Consider the following 22,195-nt stretch of genomic DNA (forward strand, 5'->3'; position numbering starts at 1 on the left):
ACCCTCTTCGCATTTTGGCGATACCGAGGGATACCCATGCAAACCTATCATTTGTTCATCAGCCATTCGTGGAACTACCCCCACGCCCATGACAACCTCGTGCGGCTGCTCAACGCTGAACCCGGCTTCACGTTCAAAAATTTTTCAGTGCCGCCAGACAACCCGATCATCGGCGCGAAAACCGACAAACAGCTGGAAGAAGCCATCGAAAACAAAATCCGCCCCTGCTCGGCAGTGCTGATCATGGCGGGGATGTATTCGACCTACAGCAAGTGGATCAACAAGGAAATCGCGATCGCCAGGCGCATGGGCAAGGTGATCATTGCCGTGAAGCCGTTTGGTGCGGAGCGGATTTCTACCGTGGTGCGCCGGGCAGCACACGCAGAGTGTGCGTGGAACACCAACAGCATCATCAGTGCCATTCGCACTCACGCGGCGGGGTGAACCATGCGCAAGGGATTGTTCATCGGGATCAACCATTACGCCCACGTCTCTCCATTGGGCGGATGCAATAACGACGCGATGGCCATGGCCTCGGTGCTGGAGCGTCACGCCAACGGGCGGCCGAACTTCAGCAGCAAGGTGCTGACCTCAGCCGAAGATGACCTTTCGCTGATGGCCATGAAGCAGCATATCCAAAGCCTGTTTTCCGGCGATTGCGATGTGGCGCTGCTGTATTTCGCCGGCCACGGCCAGTTCGACACCAGCATCGACGAGGGGCTGCTGATCCCTCAGGACTTTGCACCGGGTGGCGATGGTATTCGCATCAGCGACATATTGAGTTGGGCGGACAACGCCCCCCACATCAAGAACAAAATCATCATCCTCGACTGCTGCCAGGCCGGCGCAGCCGCCGCGATGCGCGGGTTACGCGGCGGCAGCAGCGTCATCGGCGAAGGCATGACCATTCTCACCGCCTGCAAAAAAGACCAGGTTGCGCTCGAAGGTCGCAGCCACGGCGTGTTTACCGATCTGCTGCTGCAAGCGCTGCACGGCGGAGCCGCCAACGTACTGGGCAAGGTCACTCCCGGCAGCGTGTATTCGTTCGTCGACAACGCGTTGGGCGCGTGGGAACAACGGCCAGTGTTCAAGACCAACGTCTCGCAATTTGTCCCCTTGCGCGAGGTCACGCCACTGATCGCCGAAGAGACCCTGCGCAAACTCAAGGACTGGTTCCCGGAGCCCAGCCACGTCTTTGCGCTCGACCCCAGCTATGAACCCACCGAAACATCGTTCGACCCGGACCACGGCGAAGTCTTCGCCCAACTGCAAAAGTGCAACCGCCACAGCCTGATCGAACCGGTTGACGCCGAGCACATGTACTACGCGGCCATCCACTCCACCGGCTGCCGCCTGACCGCCCTCGGCGCCTATTACCGCGAACTCGCGATCAAAGGACATTTCTGATGCCTGTGTTTATTAGCTACCGCCATACCGACCGCGTCCAGGCAATGGCCATCAATGCGCGCCTGAAACAGGCGAACATCAAAACCTATCTCGATGTGCTGGATGCCGAATCGCAGACTACTGACGATATTACCGGCGTGATTACTCGCAACATTACCGACTGCACGCATCTGCTCGCCGTGGTTTCCGAGAAAACCGCGCAGTCCTGGTGGGTACCGTTCGAGATCGGAGAAGCGACCATCAGCAATCGCCGCATCTGCTCGTACCAGATTGGCCCAAGCGCTTTACCGTTGTACCTCGACAAATGGCCGAAACTGAGCGGCGATACGGACATCAATTTTTTCATTGATGCTTATCGTGAGGAGGTGCTAACCAAACGCTCGATAGGACTGGATTCGATCAGTGAGTCGGTTCGCGGCACCTACAAAGGAAATGCCGACCTGTTCCACGACCAACTCAAAAACCGCATCCGACGCGGTTTCTGACAGGCACAAAAAAGCCGCGACGATCGCGGCTTTTTTGTATTTCAATGCTGACCAATCAATGGACGCCGAAGGTATTATTTCACGACTGCCAACTCGGATTACCATGCTGGGTAATCAAGTAGCAGGCATAACGAGTGAGCATGAGGTCTTCGACAGGGCGCTGACCACCTTTACCGACCTCGATCATTTTCGTGACGTCACGAAAATGATCGGAAGGCTCTATTCCAGTGGCTATGGCGCGCCTTGATGGCGGTCAAAAAATTGTCCCAGCGCGCGTAACCTGACAAAAAAGCTGCGCAAATCGTGGCCTTCTCATTTTCAGCGTGCGGTTTTTTCCAGCGTCCAGCCCAGCACATCCAAGGCATCGCAGCCGTCCTGAATCAACATATGTGCAGCATTGGTGAAATGCTCCAGATCATGACCTTCGGCGTTTTTGATGCACAGGCAGGTGACGCTGTTGAGTAGATTACGCGCGGCTTTGAGTCGGTGGACGGCGGTTTCGAGGAGATCGGAAGCGCGGGCTTCGGTGTCGATGTACAGCGTCGGGCCGATGCTGAAGTTGCCTTGGAGGGGGCGGTATTTAGCCATGGGTCAAAACTCCGGATAATTTCGAGAGATTTCATCTGTGGTTCGACCGGCTAAAGTCGATCACCGATTCGTCGGCGACGGACAAACTATAGGCGAGCCTTAAGCGAAGAAAAACCCGGTTTATACGCCTCGGAGACTTCCTACACCTTTCTCGGACATGCCCTCATTCCTTGGTTTTTACCGTGATCAGGCAGATGTAAATTCATTCTTGCGGCGATGGACTCAAGTGCGCCGCGTCCATTCAGGCAGCACACGTTATCGTTGACGACCATCGCCAGCAGCCGGCTCCTACAGCGGAACGCGTACACCCAGCAATCAGGTCGGCTATTAGGCCGCCTCGATTGCTTTGGCGGTAGTCGCACCCTCGAGAGGCCGAGTGGAGGTTCTGCGCAGTGGGCAACCCGGCATGGATGCCGGGTTAGTCGCCCCCGGCCATGGATGGCCGATGGCGGCGGGCCCACGGAGCAGGACCGGAGCGAGGGCATGCCGAGCCTAGGCGAGGCACCGAACGAAAGGGGCAAAAGCCCTTTGGTTACTTTGGGGCTTTTCCAAAGTGACTCGCTGTAAGAGCGAACCATAGGCAGCCGTTACCGCAGAAATGGATATGTACACACCCAAAACTTACGCCAGCCACAAGGCCGCCATCGCAGCGATGCAGCGACCCGACAAGCCAGCTCCCACAGGGACCGCGCCCACGCTGAAAATTCCCACTTCACAAACAACAGGCACAAAAAAGCCGACATCGCTGTCGGCTTTTTCATGGGTCACTGCTTCGGCGGCTCACCCGGTTTCGGCGCTGGGTTGTCGAACAGATTCAACCGTTCACGAAGCTCATGCGCCGGCAACGGCTCTTTATCTGCCGGTAACGCATTCGGATCAGCTGGCGTGGCGGGCACTTCGCCCGGGCCGCCCTGCCCTTGCGTCGGCGTTGTTTCTGGAGCCGGCTCCGCACCTTGCGAACCTTCGATGGCACGCTGGGCTTTCTTGGTCAGCACCACGATGTCGATTCGGCGGTTGACCGGGTTGAACGGGTGCTCGCGGTCAAACAACGACGACGAGGCATAACCGACGACCCGCGCCACCTGAGTATCCGGATAACTACCCGCCACCAGCGCACGACGTGCGGCGTTGGCACGGTTGGCCGAAAGCTCCCAGTTACCGAAATCACCCGTGCCCGAATACGGCTTGGCATCGGTGTGGCCGCTGATGCTGATCTTGTTCGGCACCGCTTTGATGGTGTCGGCCATGGCCAGCAGGATGTCTTCGAAGTACGGCTTCAGACGAGCTGAGCCTGAGTCGAACATCGGCCGGTTTTCGGCGTCCACGATCTGGATGCGCAAACCGTCCGGGGTGATTTCGAACAGGATCTGGTCTTTGAATTTCTTCAGTTGCGGGTTCTCTTCGACCTTGTTCTGCAGTTCTTGCAGCAACAGCTCGAGACGTTCCTTCTCGACCTGCTCGGCCATGCCTTCAACCTGCTCGGCGTCGATAGTCACCTTGTCTGGCTGCGGCTGAGATTTCACCTCGGGGTTGAGGGTGTTCTCCGGCGCCAGGGTCGGTGTGCCGCCCAAATCGATGATGTACGGCGTGCCGCTTTCGGAAAAACCGACCGGGTCCTTGAAGTAACCGGCGATGGCGATCTTCTGTTCAGGCGTTGCGGTGGACAGCAGCCACAGCACCAGGAAGAACGCCATCATCGCCGTCGCGAAGTCGGCGAAGGCGATTTTCCAGGCGCCCCCGTGATGCCCGCCGGCGATGCGCTTGACGCGCTTGATGATTATCGGCTGGTTATTTTCCATGACTTAACGTCCGCGAACCGCTTGTTCCAGCTCAGCGAAGCTAGGACGGTGCGCCGGGTACAGAACCTTACGACCGAACTCTACCGCCAGCGATGGCGGCATGCCGGAAGCCGAAGCGACCAGCGAGGCCTTGATGGCTTCGTAGACGTTGAGCTCTTCCTTGGCATCGTGGGCCAGGGAATGGGCCAGCGGACCGAAGAAACCGTACGCCGCGAGAATACCGAAGAAGGTACCGACGAGGGCCGCACCGACGTGCAGGCCGATGGATTTCTGATCGCCTTCACCCAAGGAAGCCATGGTCACCACGATACCGAGTACCGCCGCGACGATACCGAAACCAGGCATGGCGTCGGCAATACCGTTCACCGCGTGGGATGGATGCTCGAGGTCTTCCTTGAGGCTGTAAAGCTCCATGTCGAACAGGCCTTCGAGCTCATGGGGCGCCATGTTGCCGGAGGACATGATGCGCAGGTAATCGCAGATGAACGCGGTCATGCGTTCGTCTTTTAATACCGCAGGGTATTTGGCGAAGATCGGGCTCGCAGCAGCGTCTTCGATGTCGCCCTCGATAGCCATCATGCCTTCGCGGCGGCTCTTGTTGAGGATCTCGTAGATCAGGCCCAGCACTTCCAGATAGAACGTGTGGTTGAAACGCGAAGTGAACATGCCCAAGGATTTCTTGAGCACGTGCATGGTCATGTAACCGGGGTTGGCCTGCAGGAACGCACCGAGTGCCGCACCACCAATAATCATCACCTCGAAGGGCTGAATCAGGGCGGCAATTTTGCCGTGGGAAAGCACGTATCCGCCGAGCACGCTCGCGAATACGACGATGATGCCGATTAATTTAGCCATAGGTAGGAGAGCACTTACTGAGTCGGGTTCAAGGTCATATTCGGAAGTTAAAAAATCTCTTCTTCTACTTATCGGCAAAACTGCGCCAGACTATAGCCAGTTCAGGCGAAAAGCCAATTTGGCCCGCTCCGGGCATAGGTAATGCAGACGATGATCGCGTCCAACCATGGCTAACGAAACGAACGTTCCAACTCCAAAACCGACCACTCTCGAAGGCTGGGTCAAGCTTCTCGATGGCGTGCGCCTGCCAGTTCCGCAAGCCAGTCATGACCGTGTCTGCAAGGCCATCGCCAACAGTCGCAGCTCCCTGCGCGATATCGCCGAACTGATTCAGGACAGCCCGGCGCTGGCCTTGAGCGTGATTCGCGAAGCCAATCGCCACACCCACGGCAGCATGACCGAGCCTGCAGAAAACCTTGAGGTGGCGATCAATCGCCTCGGTTTGAAGCGCACCGAAGAACTGCTCGCCCGGTTGCCTGCCCAGCCGCAATTGGAGATCCCGATCGCCCTGCGTCAGCTGCAGCTGATCAGCCAGCACGCGACCCAACAGGCCAACGGTTTTTTCGCCAGTCGCCTGGCGCGGCTATGGCAGGACATCCATTGGGGCAGTCTTTTGTTTCTCTCGCCGCTCTGGCCGATGGCGTTGACTCATCCGCAGCTGCTCGAAGAATGGGAGCTGCGGGTCATCCACAAAGGTGAGTCGGCGCGCAAAGTCGAAAAGCAATTGTTCGGCGTGCGCCTGCTGGATATCTGCCTGGCGCTCGTGGACATCTGGCGCCTGCCGATCTGGGTGCAGCAAGGTTATCGGCTGCTGCTCAACGAGCAGCGTGAACTGGTGAAAGTGCTGCGCATCGCGCGCGACAGCGATCATCCATTGCGCCAGCAGAACCGCCTCGATGACGATCCGACCCTGCGCCGCTGGCTCAATCAGCCGGCCAATACGGTGCTGCTGGCCAACGGCCTGGCGCTGTCGGCGCAACAAGCCTGGGACAGTCCGCACAGTGAACGCTGGCAATACCTGACCAGCCTTTACCTGCAAATGCCGATGGACGAGGTGCAGCAGCAGTTGCACCAACAGGCCGCCAACAGCGCCCGCCATCACGCCATGCCAGACCTTTGGCACCCGGCCGTTTCACTGATCTGGCCGTGGGGTATGAACCGCGTGCACGCAGGCTTGCTGCCGGCCCCGGCGCCGACGGCCGAAGACCTGGCGAAATGGCGCAGCCAGTGTGCCGAGTTGCTGGTCGAGCCGAGTCGCTTCACCAATGCCATGCACTTGACCACGTCTGCCCGGGACGCTTTGGTCGCATGCGGCATGCGTCGGGTGATGATCCTGATGGCCGACCGCACTCACGCCAATCTGCGGGTGCATCAGACGGCCGGGCTGCCAAAGGAAGTGGCCGGTCTGAACTTCGTCGTCAGCCAGAGCACCGTGCTGCAACGCCTGCTCTCGCAACAGGCCCAGGTACGCCTGACGCCGGCCAACAACGCACAATTCTCGGCCATGCTACCGGCCGGCCTGCGCTCACAGTTCGGCGGCGAACACTTGCTGCTGCGCTCACTGGTCAATAATGGTCGGGTGATCATGATTGTGGTGGCGGATCAGGGCGGCGGACCGTTCTCTGAAATCACCGTACAAGCCTTCGGTAAAACCGCGCAGTGCATCGAGAAAGCCCTGCACAGCTTTAGTCAGCGCGGCCAATGACGCTGCTATACAATCCTCCCTTTTGTGCTCTGGAGACCTCACATGTCTGACTTCTCTGGCTTGCCGCTGGTGATCGAGCCGAGCGACTTGCTCCCTCGTCTCGACGCCCGCGAACTGATTCTGGTGGACCTGACCAGCAGCGCCCGCTATGCCGAAGGGCATATCCCCGGTGCGCGCTTTGTCGATCCGAAACGCACGCAACTCGGTCACGCACCAGCGCCGGGGCTGATGCCGCCGCAAGCGGCGCTCGAAGCGTTGTTCGGTGAACTGGGACACAACCCCGATGCGGTCTACGTTGTCTATGACGACGAAGGCGGCGGTTGGGCCGGGCGCTTTATCTGGCTGCTGGATGTCATCGGCCACAGCAAGTACCACTATGTCGACGGCGGCCTGAAGGCCTGGCTGGCAGAAGGCTTGCCCATGTCGATCCAGATCCCGGCAGCGGTTGGCGGCCCGGTTGCGTTGACCCTGCACGACGAACCCACGGCCACCCGCGAGTACCTGCAAAGCCGTCTCGGTGCCGCCGACCTGGCGATCTGGGACGCACGCGGGCCACTGGAGTACTCCGGCGAGAAAGTCCTGGCGGCCAAGGCCGGGCACATTCCCGGCGCGGTCAATTTCGAATGGACCGCGGGCATGGATCAGGCGCGCAACCTGCGCATCCGCACCGACATGCCGCAGATCCTGGAAAAACTCGGGATCAGCAAAGACAAAGAAGTGATTACCCACTGCCAGACACACCATCGTTCTGGCTTCACCTATCTGGTGGCCAAATCCCTCGGTTATCCGCGGGTCAAAGGCTACGCCGGTTCCTGGGGCGAATGGGGCAACCACCCCGATACCCCCGTAGAGATTTAAGGTTTTTAAGGACAGTTAATGAATAAGCGTTTGTTTATCCTCAGCCAATACCTGCTGCCCCATCACCTGCTGTCGCGACTGGCCGGCTGCATTGCCGAATGCCGCGTGCGCTGGTTCAAGAACGCCTTCACCGCCTGGTTCGCCAAGCGTTATCAGGTGGACATGTCGCAGGCACTGGTCGAAGACCTGACTGCCTACGAACACTTCAATGCGTTCTTCACTCGCGCCTTGAAAGACGGCGCTCGCCCGCTGGATGAGACGCCTGGCGCGATCCTCAGCCCGGCCGACGGCGCGGTCAGCCAACTCGGCCCGATCGAACACGGTCGCGTGTTCCAGGCCAAGGGCCACAGCTTCAGCGTGCTGGAATTGCTGGGCGGCGACGCTGCCAACGCAGCGCCGTTCATGGGCGGTGATTTTGCGACTATTTATCTGTCGCCGAAGGACTACCACCGCGTGCACATGCCGTTGGCCGGCACCCTGCGCGAGATGGTCTACATCCCGGGCCGGATCTTCTCGGTCAACCAGACCACCGCCGAAAACGTTCCGGAACTGTTCGCCCGCAATGAGCGTGTGGCGTGCATTTTCGACACCGAGCGCGGGCCGATGGCCGTGGTGCTGGTGGGCGCGATGATCGTTGCGTCGATCGAAACCGTTTGGGCCGGGTTGGTCACGCCGCCGAAACGCGAGCTGAAAACCTTCCGCTACGACGAAGCTGCCCGTGCGCCGATCCATTTGGAGAAAGGTGCAGAACTGGGCCGCTTCAAACTGGGTTCGACCGCTGTCGTGCTGTTCGGGCCTGATCAAGTCAAGTGGGCTGAAGAGCTGGCGGCCGGTTCGCCGGTGCAGATGGGCCAGGGCATGGGCTTGCCAAGCGCTTGATCCCGGAGCCGCCGCCCAGGATTTCTTCCGGGCGGCGCATCCCTCTGTAGGAGCTGCCGAAGGCTGCGATCTTTTGATCTTGATCTACGGCGCGCGCTGAAAAAAGATCGCAGCCTTCGGCAGCTCCTACGAAGGCAAGCGTGACGCAAATATCGTGATACTCCCTCCAGCGTTCATAGCTGCTACAGTCAAGTCATTCACTGCCCATTTCCCGGTCGGAGCTTGTCTACGGCATGAATGAGACCAATCCTGTCTTGCTGCTACGCGCACCGATCCCGCTGCAGGTGCGTCTGTCGTTCTGTGAAGCCACCCCGCGCGATCTCAAGCGCTGGATCGCCAATCTGCCCAAAGCCAACATCGGTGAAACCGCTCGCCAGCTGTATCAAGGCTTGAGCGAACTCAACCAGATGTTCACGCCCAGTGACAATCGCCTGCAATTGCTCGAACTGCTGCGGCCGGAGGTGTATTACGTCTGCAAACACCTTGAGCAGCATTTCCTGCATCAGTCGATTGTCCTCGACGAGCGTTCCCGCAAGATCGCCAACCTCTGCCAGGCGCTGCAAAGTCACTTGGCCATTGGTTATAAACAAATTGTCGTGCGCATCACACCAAAGTTCAGCAAGGACCGTGCGCCGCTGCTGACCCAGGCGCTGCAACGGGCGATCCATGGCCTGAACGGGCCGCTGATTCGCGCGACCAAACTCTATTGCCCGGTGCCGGAAGGCCTGTGGCTGGAGCTGCATCAGCTCTACCGAATCGCCTGCACGCACCGGCTCCAACACACAAGCCTGCGCGATGAGCTGGCCAGCCAGACGCAAACCCTGAGCATCGAACAGACGTACGTGGTCGCCTTGTTGCTGGGTGCCTCACGCTGCAACCAACTGCGTCAGCACCAGATTGCCCGGGTGGCCGAGGTACTGGAACCCTGGAGCCAATGGATCAAGCTGCAACCCGGCAAACCGGCCACCGGACTGTTCGCCGTCGCGCCAGACCTCGACACCGGACCGCGTTACCGCACCAAGTTCCGCGCCGAGCAGCAGGAGAGCTTGTTGGGGCTTGATCCGCAGCCGTTGGTCGCGGCAATTGAAGCTCATTTGCAAAAAAATGACAGTTCATCGCCACTGCCCGTGTCGACAGGGTTAAGCCTGGACACGTTGCAACACCTTCATGCCGCCTGGGGCCAGACGGCCGAGCGCAGTTTCCAGCGCACCGTCGGCCAAGGCACGTTGACCCTGTGCATAGGCATGAGTGCGCTGCACTTTTATCTGGGTGGGCAACGCTCATTCAGCGACATCCTGAAAAACCACGGCGCCCGGCCTGCACAATTTTCGGTAACGTCAGCGACTGGCCGGGAAAAGGACCAATGGCACGAGGCCTTCGACGCCGCGCCCCAAGGCAATGCAGACGCTCTGTTGCCCTACGAAGAGATCGAATACCCGCAGCTTCAGAATGACGACAGCCACGAAGCATCCGACCGCAATCAGCACTTCCCGACCCATGTTCTATCAGTGATCAATCACAGCCCCGGCGGTTACTGCCTGGCCTGGCCCGGCGCAGTACCGGCCGAGTTGCAGGCGGGTGAGATGGTCGGTATCGAGGATTCTGCCGGTCAGGGTTGGAGCATCGCGGTGGTGCGCTGGATCCGCCAGGTGCGCGGCGGCGGCACGCAAATGGGCATCGAGCAGGTTGCGCCCTGCGCCGAGCCTTGCGGCCTGCAACTGGTGCGCACCCGTGATGACCACAGCCAATACCTTCGCGGTTTGTTGCTGCCGCAAATCAGCGCCATCGACGTGCCGGCCACCCTGCTCGCGCCGCGCTTACCCTTTCAGGAGGGCAACAAGGTCATGATCAATACCCACGGCGAGGAACGTCGGGTCGGGCTGGAGCGGCGGGTGGCGAGCACCAACAGTTTCAATCAGTTCGCCTACCGTCCACTGGAGACAGCCAGAAACGACAACGCCGCAGTGAGCGGCGCTGAGGAGGATTTTGATTCGTTGTGGAAAACACTTTGAAGGTGAATCTGTAAGACCGTGGCGCCCCCATCGCGGGCAAGCCTTGCTCCTACAGGTTCAGCGTTAATCGTTTGAACAACACGACCTCTGTAGGAGCAAGGCTTGCCCGCGATGGCGCCCTGTCAGTCAATACAAGACTTAGAGCTGCCCGTCGCGATCCCGGAAGCCCAGCAGATACAGCACGCCATCCAGCCCAAGGGTGGAAATCGCCTGCTTCGCCGACTGTTTCACCAGCGGCTTGGCACGGAACGCCACGCCCAACCCGGCAATCGCCAGCATCGGCAAATCGTTGGCGCCGTCGCCGACCGCAATGGTCTGCTCCAGACGCAAACCTTCCTTGTGCGCCAGTTCCTTCAGCAGATCCGCCTTGCGCTGCGCATCAACAATCGGCTCGACCGCCACGCCAGTCACTTTGCCGTCCACGACTTCCAGTTCGTTGGCGAACACGTAGTCGATGCCCAGCTTGGCCTGCAATTGCTTGGCGAAGTAGGTAAAGCCGCCCGACAGGATTGCGGTCTTGTAGCCCAGACGTTTGAGTTCGGCGAACAGTGTTTCGGCACCTTCGGTCAGACGCAGGGAGGCGCCGATGGAATCCAGCACGCTGACGTCCAGCCCTTTCAACAAGGCCAGGCGCTCCTTGAAGCTGGCGCGGAAGTCCAATTCCCCGGCCATCGCCCGCTCGGTGATCGCAGATACCTGATCGCCCACACCGGCAGCCTTGGCCAGTTCGTCGATCACTTCGGCTTCGATCAGCGTCGAGTCCATGTCGAACACCGCCAGGCGACGGTTACGACGGAACAGTGAATCTTCCTGGAAGGCGATGTCGACGTTCAGTTCCTGCGCGACGCTGAGGAATTCGGCCCGCAGCGCTTGCGGATCAGCCGCTTCGCCACGAACGGAAAACTCGATGCAGCCCTTGCCCTGATCGGCCGGGGTGTCCAGCGGCATGCGCCCGGACAGACGATCGATGTGGTCGATGTTCAGGCCATATTTGGCGGTGATCGAACTCACGGCCTGCAATTGTCCGGCAGTCACTTTGCGGGTCAGCAGGGTCACGATGTGGCGTTTCTTGCCTTGATTGCCAACCCACTGCTGGTAATCCTCTTCGGACACCGGCGTGAAACGCACCTGCTGATCGAGCTTATACGCCGTGAACAGGATGTCCTTGAGCACCGACTTGCCTTGCTCGGTGTCAGGAATTTCAACCAGGATGCCGAACGACAAGGTGTCGTGGATCACCGCCTGACCGATGTCGAGAATGTTCACACCACCCTGGGCCAGAACGCCGGTAATGGCCGCAGTCAGACCCGGACGGTCGACTCCCGTGATGTTTATCAGGACGATTTCGCGCAAGGCGCACCCCCGCAGGTGGAAAAAAACCGCATTCTACCCACATTCAGTGACCATCGGGCACCGTGAGCGCTTTGACGGTCTAGGGCCTGTCGCTATACTGCGCGTCAACTTCACGGACAAAAGAGCCGAGCTCAAGTGAACCGGCCCACGCCAGTAAAAACCGATAACTTCTTTCTGCTGATCTTCCGTGCACTGCGCCACCGCCGTGTACCGATTGCATTGCGCATTGCCAGCCATAACGTGATCCTGGTCGCTCTGGCCCTGGTGATCTATGCCTGCGTGATGGGTTTGCAGTTCAAGCAGGCCATGCACGAGCAGGCGGATGCGCTGGGCGAAAGCCTGACCACCCAGACTGCCACGTCCGCTACGGAGCTGTTGGTGTCCAACGACATCCTCAGCCTCAACGTGCTGCTCAACAACCTGACCAAAAACAAGCTGGTGGCTCACGCGGCCATCTACAGCGTGGATAACCGCATCCTCGCCGAAGCCGGTCAGCGCCCCAAGCATAGCCTGCTGGGCGAAGCCGAAGGCATGTACCAGAGCAAGATCACTTTCCAGGATGTGACCGCCGGGCAACTGCGCATCAGCCTGGACATGGATCAGTTCCAGCAGCCGATGACCATCAGCCTGCAAAGCATGGGTATTTTGAGCGCGATTCTGCTGGCGCTGTCCCTGGCCTTGAGCCTGCGCCTGGGTCGGCACATCTCCACGCCGTTGCTGCAATTGCGGGTGTGGCTGCGCCATATCGACGAACACACCCCGGCAACCGAGCGTCAGGATGAGATCGGCGATCTGGCTCGTCAGCTGCACGCCGACTTCGCGCCAGAACCCGCCGAGCCGGAGCCCGCTCCCGAGCCTGAATACGACGAAAGCGACTACGAAGACGCCGACGATAACGAGCCAACCTTCGAAATGCGCAATTTGCGTGACCCGAGTTTCGATGAAACCAAGCCTGTGGCCGGCCTCAAACCTGCGCCACGGCGCATTGTCAGCACCGTTGAAGACGATGAGGACGACGATGCATTTGCCGACTTGCGTGATGAATCAGCTTCGACTGCGCCGAAACCGGTAGCCAAACCGCAACTGTCGAACGTGCCGCAGCACAGCGCGGTGCTGGCCGTGCAACTGGGCGCTCAGGATCAGCTGCGTCGCCTGCCCCGCACACGCCTGGAAGAACTGCTCAAACGCTATCGCGACTGCCTCGATCAGGCCGCCTCGCTCTACCAGAGCGAGCTGCACACCCTGAACGATGGCAGCACGCTGATGCTGTTCCACACCGAAGACAGCGGCGACGACTACCTGACCAATGCCATCTGCTGCGGTGAATTGTTGCGGGCTCTGGGCCATCAGTTGCAGATCGAAGTCGCCGACAGCGGCATCACCCTGCAATTGCAACTGGGCCTGACCCTGGGTGACGAGCTGTTCGGCCTGAGCCAGATTGATCTGCTGCTGACCGAAACCGCCCAGGATGCGCTGGCCCTGTCGCAACACAGCCGCAACCTGTTGCTGGTGGAGCGCAAGATCGGTGACGACGCGCTGATCCGTCAGCGCGCTCGAATCCGACCGATCGCCAGCCCGGAAGGCGCTTGCTGCGTAGAGCGGCTGATGGAGCCTTATCCGTCGATGCTTGAGCGGCAACTGGCGCGGATGCACGAACGACGGGCGTAAATAGCCCCGTTATGAAAAAGCCCGCAGACAAGTGATTGTCTGCGGGCTTTTTTGTTGCCCTCACTGACGCCATCGCGGGCAAGTCGGGTCGCCGCACCGCTTGCTCCTACAGGTTCGGTGTCGTACGCCAATCGCATGAACGATACAAACCCTGTAGGAGCAAGCGGTGCGGCGACCCGACTTGCCCGCGATGAGGCCCTCAGCAGCAAAGGAGATCTCCAACCCGCAGAAACAACAAAGCCCGCACATGGCGGGCTTTGCTCTTGGATCAATCCAGGCTTAGAACCTGAACACTTCCATATCGGTCCTGATCGGCGAAGCCATCGGGATCTTCGGCTGTTTGTCCTGCTCGGCAGCAGGTGCCACAGGCTTAGACGCCGGTTTGCGCGGTGCTTCGGCGATCGGCGGCTGATTAGCCAGCGGCTTGAGCGCCGTCGACAACTGCTCGGCCAGACGCTGCAGCAACACACCCTGAGCCTGAACCTGAGCCGCCGTGCCACCGGCATGTTGTTCCTGCAGGTGAATGATGCGGTTATCACGAACCTGGCCACGACGGTCGATCAGACGCCATTGCGCATCAAGGATCGCCGGTTGCGCCTCACCCGAGTCCAGGCGAGTAATCGTCAGAAGAACCTGCACATCCGGCGTGAAGCCCACTGTCGCTGGCGCCAGCACCACGCGCTGGCTGTCCAGATGACCGGCGACCTGACGCAGCAACAACTGATCGATATCCGACGACAGGCTACCCGCCCAACGACCATCAGCCGACGCTTGCAGGCTGCCATCCGGCTGTCGCTGCAACAACGTTTCGCGTTGCAGGTAATCAGCTACTGTAACCGGACCCAGCAGTACAGCCATGCCCGCGCTTTGCGCAGGCTGAGCCGGACTTCCGCTGTCCAGCTGATACAGCGACACCGGCTGGTGAACGCTGCAACCCGCCAGGCCAAGAACGCCAGCGAGCATCAAAATAAAAGGAAGGCGCAGAGCAGTCATCGTCCCATCCAGGTGGTTGCCACAAGGCTAACCACAGTGAAAATACTCAATAAATATGAAGAACGCTCGGCCACGCCGGCGCTTGAAAGGCCATATCATCCGTGAATATGCGTTCCGACTCCAGCGCCAAAGCGTCGATCTACGCGTTAAATCGTAGATCGAGCGCTCTAGGACGCTTAATTGAGGTTTTCGACGAGCAGCGCATCTACCCTCTGAAAGCCACGTGGCAATTTGTTCCCACGACGTCCACGCTCACCTTTGTAGTGCTCGAGGTCGTCCGCTTTTAGTGACAAGGTACGTTTTCCGGCCTGCAGCACCAATGTGGCGCCATCCGGCAGAACAGCGATGTCCGTGACATATTCTTCGCGGCTGGCAACACGCTCGCCGGAAATCCCGATGATCTTATTACCTTTACCTTTACCTAATTGTGGCAGATCGCTGATTTTGAAGATCAGCAGGCGACCTTCGGTGGTCACCGAGGCCAGCCAGTTTTGCTCACGATCAGCCACTGGGCGCGGCAGAATCACCTTGGCGTTGTTCGGCAGGCTCAACAGCGCCTTGCCCGCCTTGTTCTTGGCTTGCAGGTCTTCACCTTTTACCACGAAACCGTAACCGGCGTCGGACGCGATTACATACAGCGAATCGTCTTCCGGCATCAGCACGCATTCGAAGCTCGCCCCTGGCGGCGGCGTCAGACGACCGGTCAGCGGTTCGCCCTGGCCTCGGGCCGATGGCAGTGTGTGTGCGGCCACCGAATAGCTGCGACCGGTGGAATCGATAAACACCGCAAACTGGTTGGAGCGTCCGGGCGCCAAGGCCTTGAAACCATCCCCGGCCTTGTAGGAAAGTCCGGTGGCGTCGATTTCGTGACCTTTGGCGGAACGAACCCAGCCTTTTTCCGACAGGACGACCGTCACTTTCTCATTCGGCAGCAGATCGTGCTCGGTCAGGGCCTTGGCTTCGGCGCGCTCGACGATTGGCGAGCGACGGTCGTCGCCGTAGGTTTCGGCGTCCTTGATCAGTTCGGTGCGCACCAGTTTTTTCAACTTGGCTTCGCTGCTCAGCAGGGCTTGCAGCTTGGCCTGTTCCTTGAGCAGTTCATCCTGCTCGGCACGCAGCTTCATTTCTTCCAGTCGCGCCAACTGACGCAAACGGGTGTCGAGAATGTAGTCGGCCTGGATTTCGCTCAGGGCGAAACGTGCGATCAGTGCGGCTTTCGGGTGCTCCTCGGTACGGATGATGTGAATCACTTCATCCAGGTTGAGGTAGGCAATCAACAAACCGTCCAACAGGTGCAGGCGACGCTCGACTTTGTCGAGGCGGAATTGCAGGCGACGACGCACAGTCTGGACCCGGAATTCCAGCCACTCGACCAACAGCGCACGCAGGTTTTTCAGCTGCGGCTTGCCGTCCAGACCGATGATGTTGATGTTGACCCGGTAGCTCGACTCCAGCTCGGTACTGGCGAACAGGTGGGTCATCAATGCATCGTGGTCAAAGTTTTTGCGTGCGCCCGGAATAATCACGATCCGGCACGGGTTTTCGTGGTCGGATTCGTCTCGCAAGTCAGCGATTTGCGGGGCTTTCGACGGTTTGGCCTGCATCATGGCCGCGATCTGTTCCAGCACCTTGGCACCAGACACCTGATGCGGCAGCGCGGTGACGATGATGTCGCCGTCTTCGATGTGGTAAACGGCGCGCATGCGCACCGAGCCCTTGCCGGTTTCGTACATTTTCAGCAGGTCGGCACGCGGCGTGATGATTTCCGCTTCGGTCGGGTAATCCGGGCCCTGGATGTGTTCGCAGAGCTGTTCGACCGTGGCTTTGGGCTCATCGAGCAAACGCACGCACGCCGTGGCGACTTCGCGCAGGTTGTGCGGCGGTACGTCGGTGGCCATGCCCACGGCGATGCCGGTGGTGCCGTTGAGCAGGATGTTCGGCAAACGCGCCGGCAACACCAGCGGCTCGTCGAGCGTACCGTCGAAGTTCGGACCCCAGTCCGCAGTACCCTGGCCCAATTCGCTGAGCAGCACTTCGGAATAACGCGAGAGCCGTGCTTCGGTGTAACGCATGGCGGCGAAGGACTTGGGATCATCCGGCGCACCCCAGTTACCCTGGCCGTCGACCAGCGTGTAGCGATAGCTGAACGGCTGGGCCATCAGCACCATGGCTTCGTAGCAGGCCGAGTCGCCGTGCGGGTGGAATTTACCAAGCACGTCACCGACGGTACGCGCCGATTTCTTGTGCTTGGAATCGGCGTCCAGCCCCAACTCGCTCATCGCGTAGATGATGCGCCGCTGTACCGGTTTCAGGCCGTCGCCGATATGCGGCAATGCACGGTCCATGATCACGTACATGGAGTAGTTGAGGTAGGCATTTTCGGTGAAGTCAGCCAGTGACCGGCGTTCTACACCGTCCAGGCTGAGATCAAGGGAGTCGCTCATGCGGGCCTCATCGGTTCGTTGTCTGGCGCAGCAGCATGGTGCCACCGCGCTGGGTAAATTCAAGTTTGTTCAGCGCGCTCATTCCGAGCAGCACTTGCTTGCCATCCAGGCCTGGCACGACGAGGGCGCGCACATCACGCAGCACAATGTCGCCCAGTTGCAGCCGGTCGATGCGGGTTCGGTAACCCTGGGTGCGACCATTGGCTGTGCTCAGGGTTACCCCGAAGCCTTTTTCCAGTTTCAGCCGTTCGGCCAATTCCGCCGGGATCGACACGTCGGTCGCCCCGGTATCGAGCATGAAATCCACCGGCTGGCCGTTGATCTGGCCGCTGGCGACGAAGTGACCCTGTGTGTTGCTGGCCAGTTTCACTTCGATAAAACCTTCGCCCTGCTCAGAGCTGATGACGGAGTTGGGGTTCTGCTGCCGCGCCTCCCACTGGCCGAAAAACCGCGTCGCCAGAAACAGCGCCGCGCACCAGGCCAGCACCATAAATACCCGACCGGCGCGTTTTCCCGGCGTTTGCTGGCTCAAGGCTTGGCGCTCCAGCCGCCTTCAGGCGCGGCAAAGCGCCAGACGATCGGACGTTCCTCGCCATCGGCGCGGGCATCGTTGTTGTTGTCGGTGCCAATCCACGCGCCCTCGGCGTCAATAATCAACGCTTCGGTCAGGCCGTAAGGATTTGAATAGCGGCGATGCGCCTGCAAGGCTTCATCGGCAAACGACCAGCAGCGCTCGACCTTGGCCGTCACCGGATCTCGGCGGCAGATCTGGTAAGCGTTGCGCTCAAGGGTAAACAGCTTGCCGTTGAACAGCGACAGGTCGGAAAAGTCTCTGGACACTGCTTTGGCTCGGGGAAACTGCGCCGGCTGCATTTCTTTCCCGGCTTCGCTCAGCAACACACAGCCACCATCGCAATCCCATACCGTTTGTTTGCGCTTGATCAACAACAAGCCACGGCTTTGACGCTCGGCGGCGAGCCACAATTGATCACCCGCCGGATTGATCGCCAGGCCTTCGAACAACGCATTGAAGTGCAGCAGCATGCCGCTGGCCCGGGCTTCGCGAATCAGAATCGGCGAGATCTTCAGCCAGGACGACGGCCCAACGGGCGGCACTTGTAGTATCGCGGCATGGGATTCGCTGACGATGTAGCGATTACCGGCGCTGTCGCAGGTGATGCCTTCAAAATCCAGATCCCCGCCACGGACAAACGACGCCACCCAGGTTCGCGAACGCAAGCCCCAGGGCAAACCGCTGTCTGGCACCGGTGGTACGCCGATGCCCACGGTTTCGGCTTGCCATACCCTGTCGCGGGTATCGAGCCGGTAAATCTGATCGTCGTCGCGATCCGACACCGTCCACATATCCTTGCCGCACTGGGCCAACCCTGACAAGTTGCCGCCGCGCATACCGTCAACGGGATGCTCGGACAACAGGCGCAGTTCCGGCACCGGTTCGGCAAACACCGAAATCGAGGTCAGAAGTAACGCACACGCCAGGGCAAAGCCAACCCGCATCAGCCAAGAACCTCGGCCAGGTTGCCTTTGGATTCCAGCCAGGATTTACGGTCACCGGCGCGTTTCTTCGCCAGCAGCATGTCCATCATTTCCGAGGTCGCTTCGAAATCTTCCAGCGTCAGCTGCACCAGACGCCGAGTGTTCGGGTCCATGGTGGTTTCGCGCAGCTGCGGCGGGTTCATTTCACCCAGACCTTTGAATCGTGTGACCTGCGGCTTGCCGCGTTTCTTCTCGGCCACCAGACGATCGAGGATGCCATCGCGCTCGGCTTCGTCCAGGGCGTAGTAAATCTCTTTGCCCAGGTCAATACGGTACAACGGCGGCATTGCGACGTAGACGTGACCGGCATCCACCAACGGGCGGAAATGCTGGACGAACAACGCGCACAGCAACGTGGCGATGTGCAGACCGTCGGAGTCGGCGTCGGCGAGGATGCAGATCTTGCCGTAACGCAGCTGGGCGATGTCCGCCGAGCCCGGATCGACACCGATGGCCACGGCGATGTTGTGCACTTCCTGGCTGGCCAGCACTTCGCTGCCATCGACTTCCCAGGTGTTCAGGATCTTGCCGCGCAACGGCAGGATCGCTTGAAACTCTTTGTCTCGCGCCTGCTTGGCCGAACCGCCGGCGGAATCACCTTCCACCAGGAATAGCTCGGAACGCATCGGGTCCTGCCCGGCGCAGTCGGCGAGTTTGCCCGGCAGTGCCGGCCCCGCCGTGATGCGCTTGCGCTCGACCTTCTTGCTGGCCTTCAGACGACGGCCGGCATTGTTGATCGCCAGTTCCGCCAGCAACAGGCCGGTTTCCGGGTTGGCGTTGAGCCACAGGCTGAAGGCATCCTTGACCACACCGGAAACGAATGCTGCCGCTTCACGGGACGACAGACGTTCTTTGGTCTGGCCGGAGAATTGCGGTTCTTGCATCTTCATCGACAGCACGAAAGCGATGCGTTCCCAGACGTCTTCCGGCGCCAGCTTCACGCCGCGTGGCAGCAGGCTGCGGAATTCGCAGAACTCGCGCATCGCATCGAGCAAGCCCTGACGCAGACCGTTGACGTGGGTACCGCCCTGCGCCGTCGGGATCAGGTTGACGTAGCTTTCCTGAACGCTGTCGCCACCTTCCGGCAACCACAACAGCGCCCAATCGACCGCTTCTTTGTTACCGGCCAGGCTGCCGCAGAACGGTTCGTCCGGCAGACGCTCGAATCCGTTGACCGCGTCCACCAGGTAGGAGCGCAGGCCGTCTTCGTAATGCCATTCGACTTTCTCGCCGGTGGCCTTGTCTTCAAAACTGACCAGCAGCCCCGGGCACAGAACGGCCTTGGCCTTGAGTACGTGCTTGAGGCGGCTGATGGAGAATTTCGGCGAATCGAAGTATTTCGGGTCCGGCGCGAAGAATACGCTGGTACCGGTGTTGCGCTTGCCGACTGTACCGATGATTTCCAGCTCGGTTTTCTTGTAACCGTCGGCGAAAGTCATCTGGTATTCGTTGCCGTCACGCTTTACGCGCACCCGGACTTCGTTCGACAAGGCGTTGACCACGGAAATACCCACCCCGTGCAGACCGCCGGAGAACTGGTAGTTCTTGTTGGAAAACTTGCCGCCCGCATGGAGCTTGGTGAGGATCAGCTCGACGCCCGACACGCCTTCTTCGGCGTGGATATCCACCGGCATGCCACGACCGTCATCGCTGACTTCCAGGGAGTGATCGGCGTGCAGGATGACCTGCACCGAGGTCGCGTGCCCGGCCAAGGCTTCGTCGACGCTGTTGTCGATGACTTCCTGGGCGAGGTGGTTCGGCCGACTGGTGTCGGTGTACATGCCGGGGCGTTTGCGCACCGGGTCGAGGCCCGAGAGGACTTCGATGGCGTCTGCGTTATAAGAGCTAGCGCTGGGAGTGGCCATGGGGTCTCGTCGTCCGCCTGTAAAAAGAGTGTTCTGTGAAAAAGAGGCGAAGACTCACAGTGCTGTGAAATCAATCGCCTGATACAAATCTGCGCCGATGCCGGCAAAACTCAGCATTGCCGGCAATTGCTCGGCAAAACCCTGGAAACTATGGTCGCCGCCGGCCTGGATGCGCAAGGCACAGGCCCGGTAATACTGCTGGGCAAGGCGGTAGTCCAGCGTTTCATCGCCGGTCTGCAACCACACCTGATACCGCTGCGGGTCCTGGGGCGCCGGCACTTCCAGCTCGGCCAGGGCCGTCACGTGGTCGTGGGTCAACTCCCAGGCCTCATCGGTATACAGGTTTTTCTGCGTCCCCAGATACCCGTCGAACATCCGGTGCGGACTGACGGCAGGGTTGATCAGCAGGGCCTTGAGGCCATGGCGCTCGGCCAGGTGAGTCGCATAGTAGCCGCCGAGTGAGCTGCCGACCAGCAGTGGCCGCCCAAGCTCCTCAATCGCCTTGTTTAGCTGACCGATGGCCTCACGCGGATGGTGATGCAAGGCCGGGACGCGCAACTGATCGCTCAAGCCCAGTCGTTCCATTACTTGTACCAACTGCGTGGCCTTTTTAGACGAAGGCGCGCTGTTGAAACCGTGGATATAAAGGATCGAACCAGACATTTGAGCTCCCTGTGCGTCGGGTAAAGAGGCGCAGTTTACAGGGAGATGGGGGTGTTGGGCGCCAGCATCCATCGAAATGTACGCGCACCTGTAGGAGCAAAGCTTGCTCGCGATGGCGACTTCAAAGACGCCATCGCCGGCAAGCCGTGCTCCTACAGGGGGATGGGTGATCAGTAACCGTTGGAGCCGTAATCCACTTGGAAGTCGAACCCGGTGACACGTTCCACGCCGGTTTCCAACTGACCATCAGGCAAAAGTCGCAACCACCGATACCCCGGCGCCTGGTCACTGACCTTGAAATCATCACTGCCCGGTTCGAACTGAATACACGTCGAAGGCGAGGCGATCAGCCGCACGCCATTGCGATCCTGGTCGATCTCCTGATGCACATGCCCCCACAAAACAGCGCGTACTTGCGGAAACCGATCCAGCACCGCAAACAAAGCGTCTGGATTGCGCAATCCAATGGGCTCCATCCACGCACACCCGATCGACACCGGATGATGATGGAAGCACACCAGATGATGCCGCTCCGGCGCCTCACTCAACGAACGTGCCAGCAACTGTAGCTGCTCATCCTGCAAATACCCCGGCACCGAACCCGGTACGGCCGAATCAAGCAACGTGACACGCCAGTTACCGACATCCACCACAGGCTCCAGCAACGCACTCTGCACGGCGGCCTCAGCCATGATCTGCGGCTCATCATGATTGCCGGGAATCCAGCGCGCCGGCGCATCGAGTTGCCGCGTCAGGTCGCGAAACAGTTGATAGGACTCCAGCGTTCCGTCCTGAGACAGATCACCGCTGGCAATGATCAGGTCGATCTGCGGCTGCTGAAGCCGCACCAGCTCGATGACTTTTTGCAGGCTGTCACGGGTATTCATGCCCAACAACGTACCGTCCGTTTCGGCAAACAGATGACTGTCGGACAGTTGCACCAGCAACGCCGAATCGGCGGTGGTCAATGTGGATACGCTCGGCAAGGCGTTCTCCCAGGGCTGAATCACGGGATGGATGAGTGCCGCAATTATGCTGGGGGATGATCAAAAGGGGAAACCTGT

20 protein-coding genes are annotated in these 22,195 nt (G+C 59.8%); 9 read left to right on the forward strand and 11 right to left on the reverse strand.

Going from position 1 to position 22,195, the window contains the following annotated elements; all coding sequences use genetic code 11:
• Nucleotides 1-36: 36 nt before the first annotated feature.
• The 4 genes from PMI27_RS28645 to PMI27_RS31715 are packed head-to-tail and all read left to right on the forward strand — an operon-like array spanning nucleotide 37 to nucleotide 2,139.
• The gene (locus tag PMI27_RS28645) at nucleotides 37-444 is read left to right on the forward strand and encodes a TIR domain-containing protein (RefSeq protein ID WP_008153261.1); all 408 of its coding nucleotides are present in this window, start codon (nucleotides 37-39) and stop codon (nucleotides 442-444) included.
• Between the two features lie 3 nt (nucleotides 445-447).
• On the forward strand, nucleotides 448-1,407 hold the full coding sequence (locus PMI27_RS28640) for a caspase family protein (protein WP_008153259.1): 960 nt from the start codon (nucleotides 448-450) through the stop codon (nucleotides 1,405-1,407).
• The gene (locus PMI27_RS28635) at nucleotides 1,407-1,892 is read left to right on the forward strand and encodes a toll/interleukin-1 receptor domain-containing protein (RefSeq protein WP_008153258.1); all 486 of its coding nucleotides are present in this window, start codon (nucleotides 1,407-1,409) and stop codon (nucleotides 1,890-1,892) included. Before PMI27_RS28640 ends, PMI27_RS28635 begins: the two co-directional genes overlap by 1 nt.
• A 58-nt stretch (nucleotides 1,893-1,950) precedes the next feature.
• Nucleotides 1,951-2,139 (forward strand): hypothetical protein, encoded by a 189-nt coding sequence (locus PMI27_RS31715; protein WP_160171623.1) that lies wholly within the window; start codon nucleotides 1,951-1,953, stop codon nucleotides 2,137-2,139.
• A 71-nt stretch (nucleotides 2,140-2,210) separates the two neighbouring features.
• On the opposite strand, the gene PMI27_RS28630 is transcribed toward PMI27_RS31715, so the two are convergent.
• The 3 genes from PMI27_RS28630 to motA form a co-directional block, all read right to left on the reverse strand.
• On the reverse strand, nucleotides 2,211-2,480 hold the full coding sequence (locus PMI27_RS28630) for a hypothetical protein (RefSeq protein ID WP_008153253.1): 270 nt from the start codon (nucleotides 2,478-2,480) through the stop codon (nucleotides 2,211-2,213).
• Nucleotides 2,481-3,244: 764 nt separating this feature from the next.
• A complete protein-coding gene (gene motB, locus PMI27_RS28625) occupies nucleotides 3,245-4,279 on the reverse strand; it encodes a flagellar motor protein MotB (RefSeq protein WP_008153326.1) in 1,035 nt (344 codons plus the stop codon).
• Nucleotides 4,280-4,282: 3 nt separating this feature from the next.
• Nucleotides 4,283-5,134, reverse strand: a complete 852-nt coding sequence (gene motA, locus PMI27_RS28620; RefSeq protein ID WP_008153327.1) for a flagellar motor stator protein MotA — start codon at nucleotides 5,132-5,134, stop codon at nucleotides 4,283-4,285.
• A 166-nt stretch (nucleotides 5,135-5,300) separates the two neighbouring features.
• On the opposite strand from motA, the gene PMI27_RS28615 reads away from it, so the two are divergent.
• From PMI27_RS28615 to PMI27_RS28600, 4 genes are all read left to right on the forward strand, one after another.
• Nucleotides 5,301-6,839 carry an HDOD domain-containing protein gene (locus PMI27_RS28615; protein WP_008153328.1) on the forward strand — a complete coding sequence of 513 codons (1,539 nt, stop codon included), beginning with the start codon at nucleotides 5,301-5,303 and terminating at the stop codon, nucleotides 6,837-6,839.
• 42 nt (nucleotides 6,840-6,881) lie between these two features.
• Nucleotides 6,882-7,697: a rhodanese-like domain-containing protein gene (locus PMI27_RS28610; RefSeq protein WP_008153330.1), complete on the forward strand. Its 816-nt coding sequence runs from the start codon at nucleotides 6,882-6,884 to the stop codon at nucleotides 7,695-7,697.
• 18 nt (nucleotides 7,698-7,715) lie between these two features.
• Nucleotides 7,716-8,576: an archaetidylserine decarboxylase gene (gene asd, locus PMI27_RS28605; RefSeq protein ID WP_008153331.1), complete on the forward strand. Its 861-nt coding sequence runs from the start codon at nucleotides 7,716-7,718 to the stop codon at nucleotides 8,574-8,576.
• A 233-nt stretch (nucleotides 8,577-8,809) separates the two neighbouring features.
• Nucleotides 8,810-10,588 (forward strand): hypothetical protein, encoded by a 1,779-nt coding sequence (locus tag PMI27_RS28600; RefSeq protein ID WP_008153332.1) that lies wholly within the window; start codon nucleotides 8,810-8,812, stop codon nucleotides 10,586-10,588.
• Between the two features lie 138 nt (nucleotides 10,589-10,726).
• On the opposite strand, the gene serB is transcribed toward PMI27_RS28600, so the two are convergent.
• Nucleotides 10,727-11,941, reverse strand: coding sequence for a phosphoserine phosphatase SerB (gene serB / locus PMI27_RS28595; RefSeq protein WP_008153333.1), 1,215 nt, complete (start codon nucleotides 11,939-11,941; stop codon nucleotides 10,727-10,729).
• Nucleotides 11,942-12,076: 135 nt separating this feature from the next.
• Between serB and PMI27_RS28590 the strand changes: the two genes are divergently transcribed.
• On the forward strand, nucleotides 12,077-13,609 hold the full coding sequence (locus PMI27_RS28590; RefSeq protein WP_008153334.1) for an AhpA/YtjB family protein: 1,533 nt from the start codon (nucleotides 12,077-12,079) through the stop codon (nucleotides 13,607-13,609).
• Between the two features lie 279 nt (nucleotides 13,610-13,888).
• Here the strand turns inward: PMI27_RS28590 and PMI27_RS28585 are convergent, their stop codons facing one another.
• The 7 genes from PMI27_RS28585 to cpdA all read right to left on the reverse strand — a co-directional run bounded on the left by PMI27_RS28585 (nucleotide 13,889) and on the right by cpdA (nucleotide 22,117).
• Nucleotides 13,889-14,602: a PqiC family protein gene (locus tag PMI27_RS28585; RefSeq protein WP_008153335.1), complete on the reverse strand. Its 714-nt coding sequence runs from the start codon at nucleotides 14,600-14,602 to the stop codon at nucleotides 13,889-13,891.
• A gap of 176 nt (nucleotides 14,603-14,778) precedes the next feature.
• Entirely contained in the window at nucleotides 14,779-17,046 is a 2,268-nt protein-coding gene (gene parC, locus PMI27_RS28580; protein ID WP_008153344.1) for a DNA topoisomerase IV subunit A, read from the reverse strand.
• Between the two features lie 7 nt (nucleotides 17,047-17,053).
• Entirely contained in the window at nucleotides 17,054-17,578 is a 525-nt protein-coding gene (locus tag PMI27_RS28575) for a retropepsin-like aspartic protease family protein (protein WP_008153345.1), read from the reverse strand.
• Nucleotides 17,575-18,564, reverse strand: coding sequence for an esterase-like activity of phytase family protein (locus PMI27_RS28570; protein ID WP_008153346.1), 990 nt, complete (start codon nucleotides 18,562-18,564; stop codon nucleotides 17,575-17,577). Before PMI27_RS28570 ends, PMI27_RS28575 begins: the two co-directional genes overlap by 4 nt.
• Nucleotides 18,564-20,468, reverse strand: a complete 1,905-nt coding sequence (gene parE / locus PMI27_RS28565) for a DNA topoisomerase IV subunit B (protein ID WP_008153347.1) — start codon at nucleotides 20,466-20,468, stop codon at nucleotides 18,564-18,566. The genes PMI27_RS28570 and parE overlap by 1 nt, the downstream gene beginning before the upstream one ends.
• Nucleotides 20,469-20,522: 54 nt before the next feature.
• A complete protein-coding gene (locus PMI27_RS28560; protein ID WP_008153348.1) occupies nucleotides 20,523-21,131 on the reverse strand; it encodes a YqiA/YcfP family alpha/beta fold hydrolase in 609 nt (202 codons plus the stop codon).
• Nucleotides 21,132-21,301: 170 nt separating this feature from the next.
• Nucleotides 21,302-22,117, reverse strand: coding sequence for a 3',5'-cyclic-AMP phosphodiesterase (gene cpdA / locus PMI27_RS28555; protein WP_008153349.1), 816 nt, complete (start codon nucleotides 22,115-22,117; stop codon nucleotides 21,302-21,304).
• Nucleotides 22,118-22,195: the final 78 nt, after the last annotated feature.

The organism is Pseudomonas sp. GM41(2012) (genome assembly GCF_000282315.2).
Lineage (GTDB): Bacteria > Pseudomonadota > Gammaproteobacteria > Pseudomonadales > Pseudomonadaceae > Aquipseudomonas.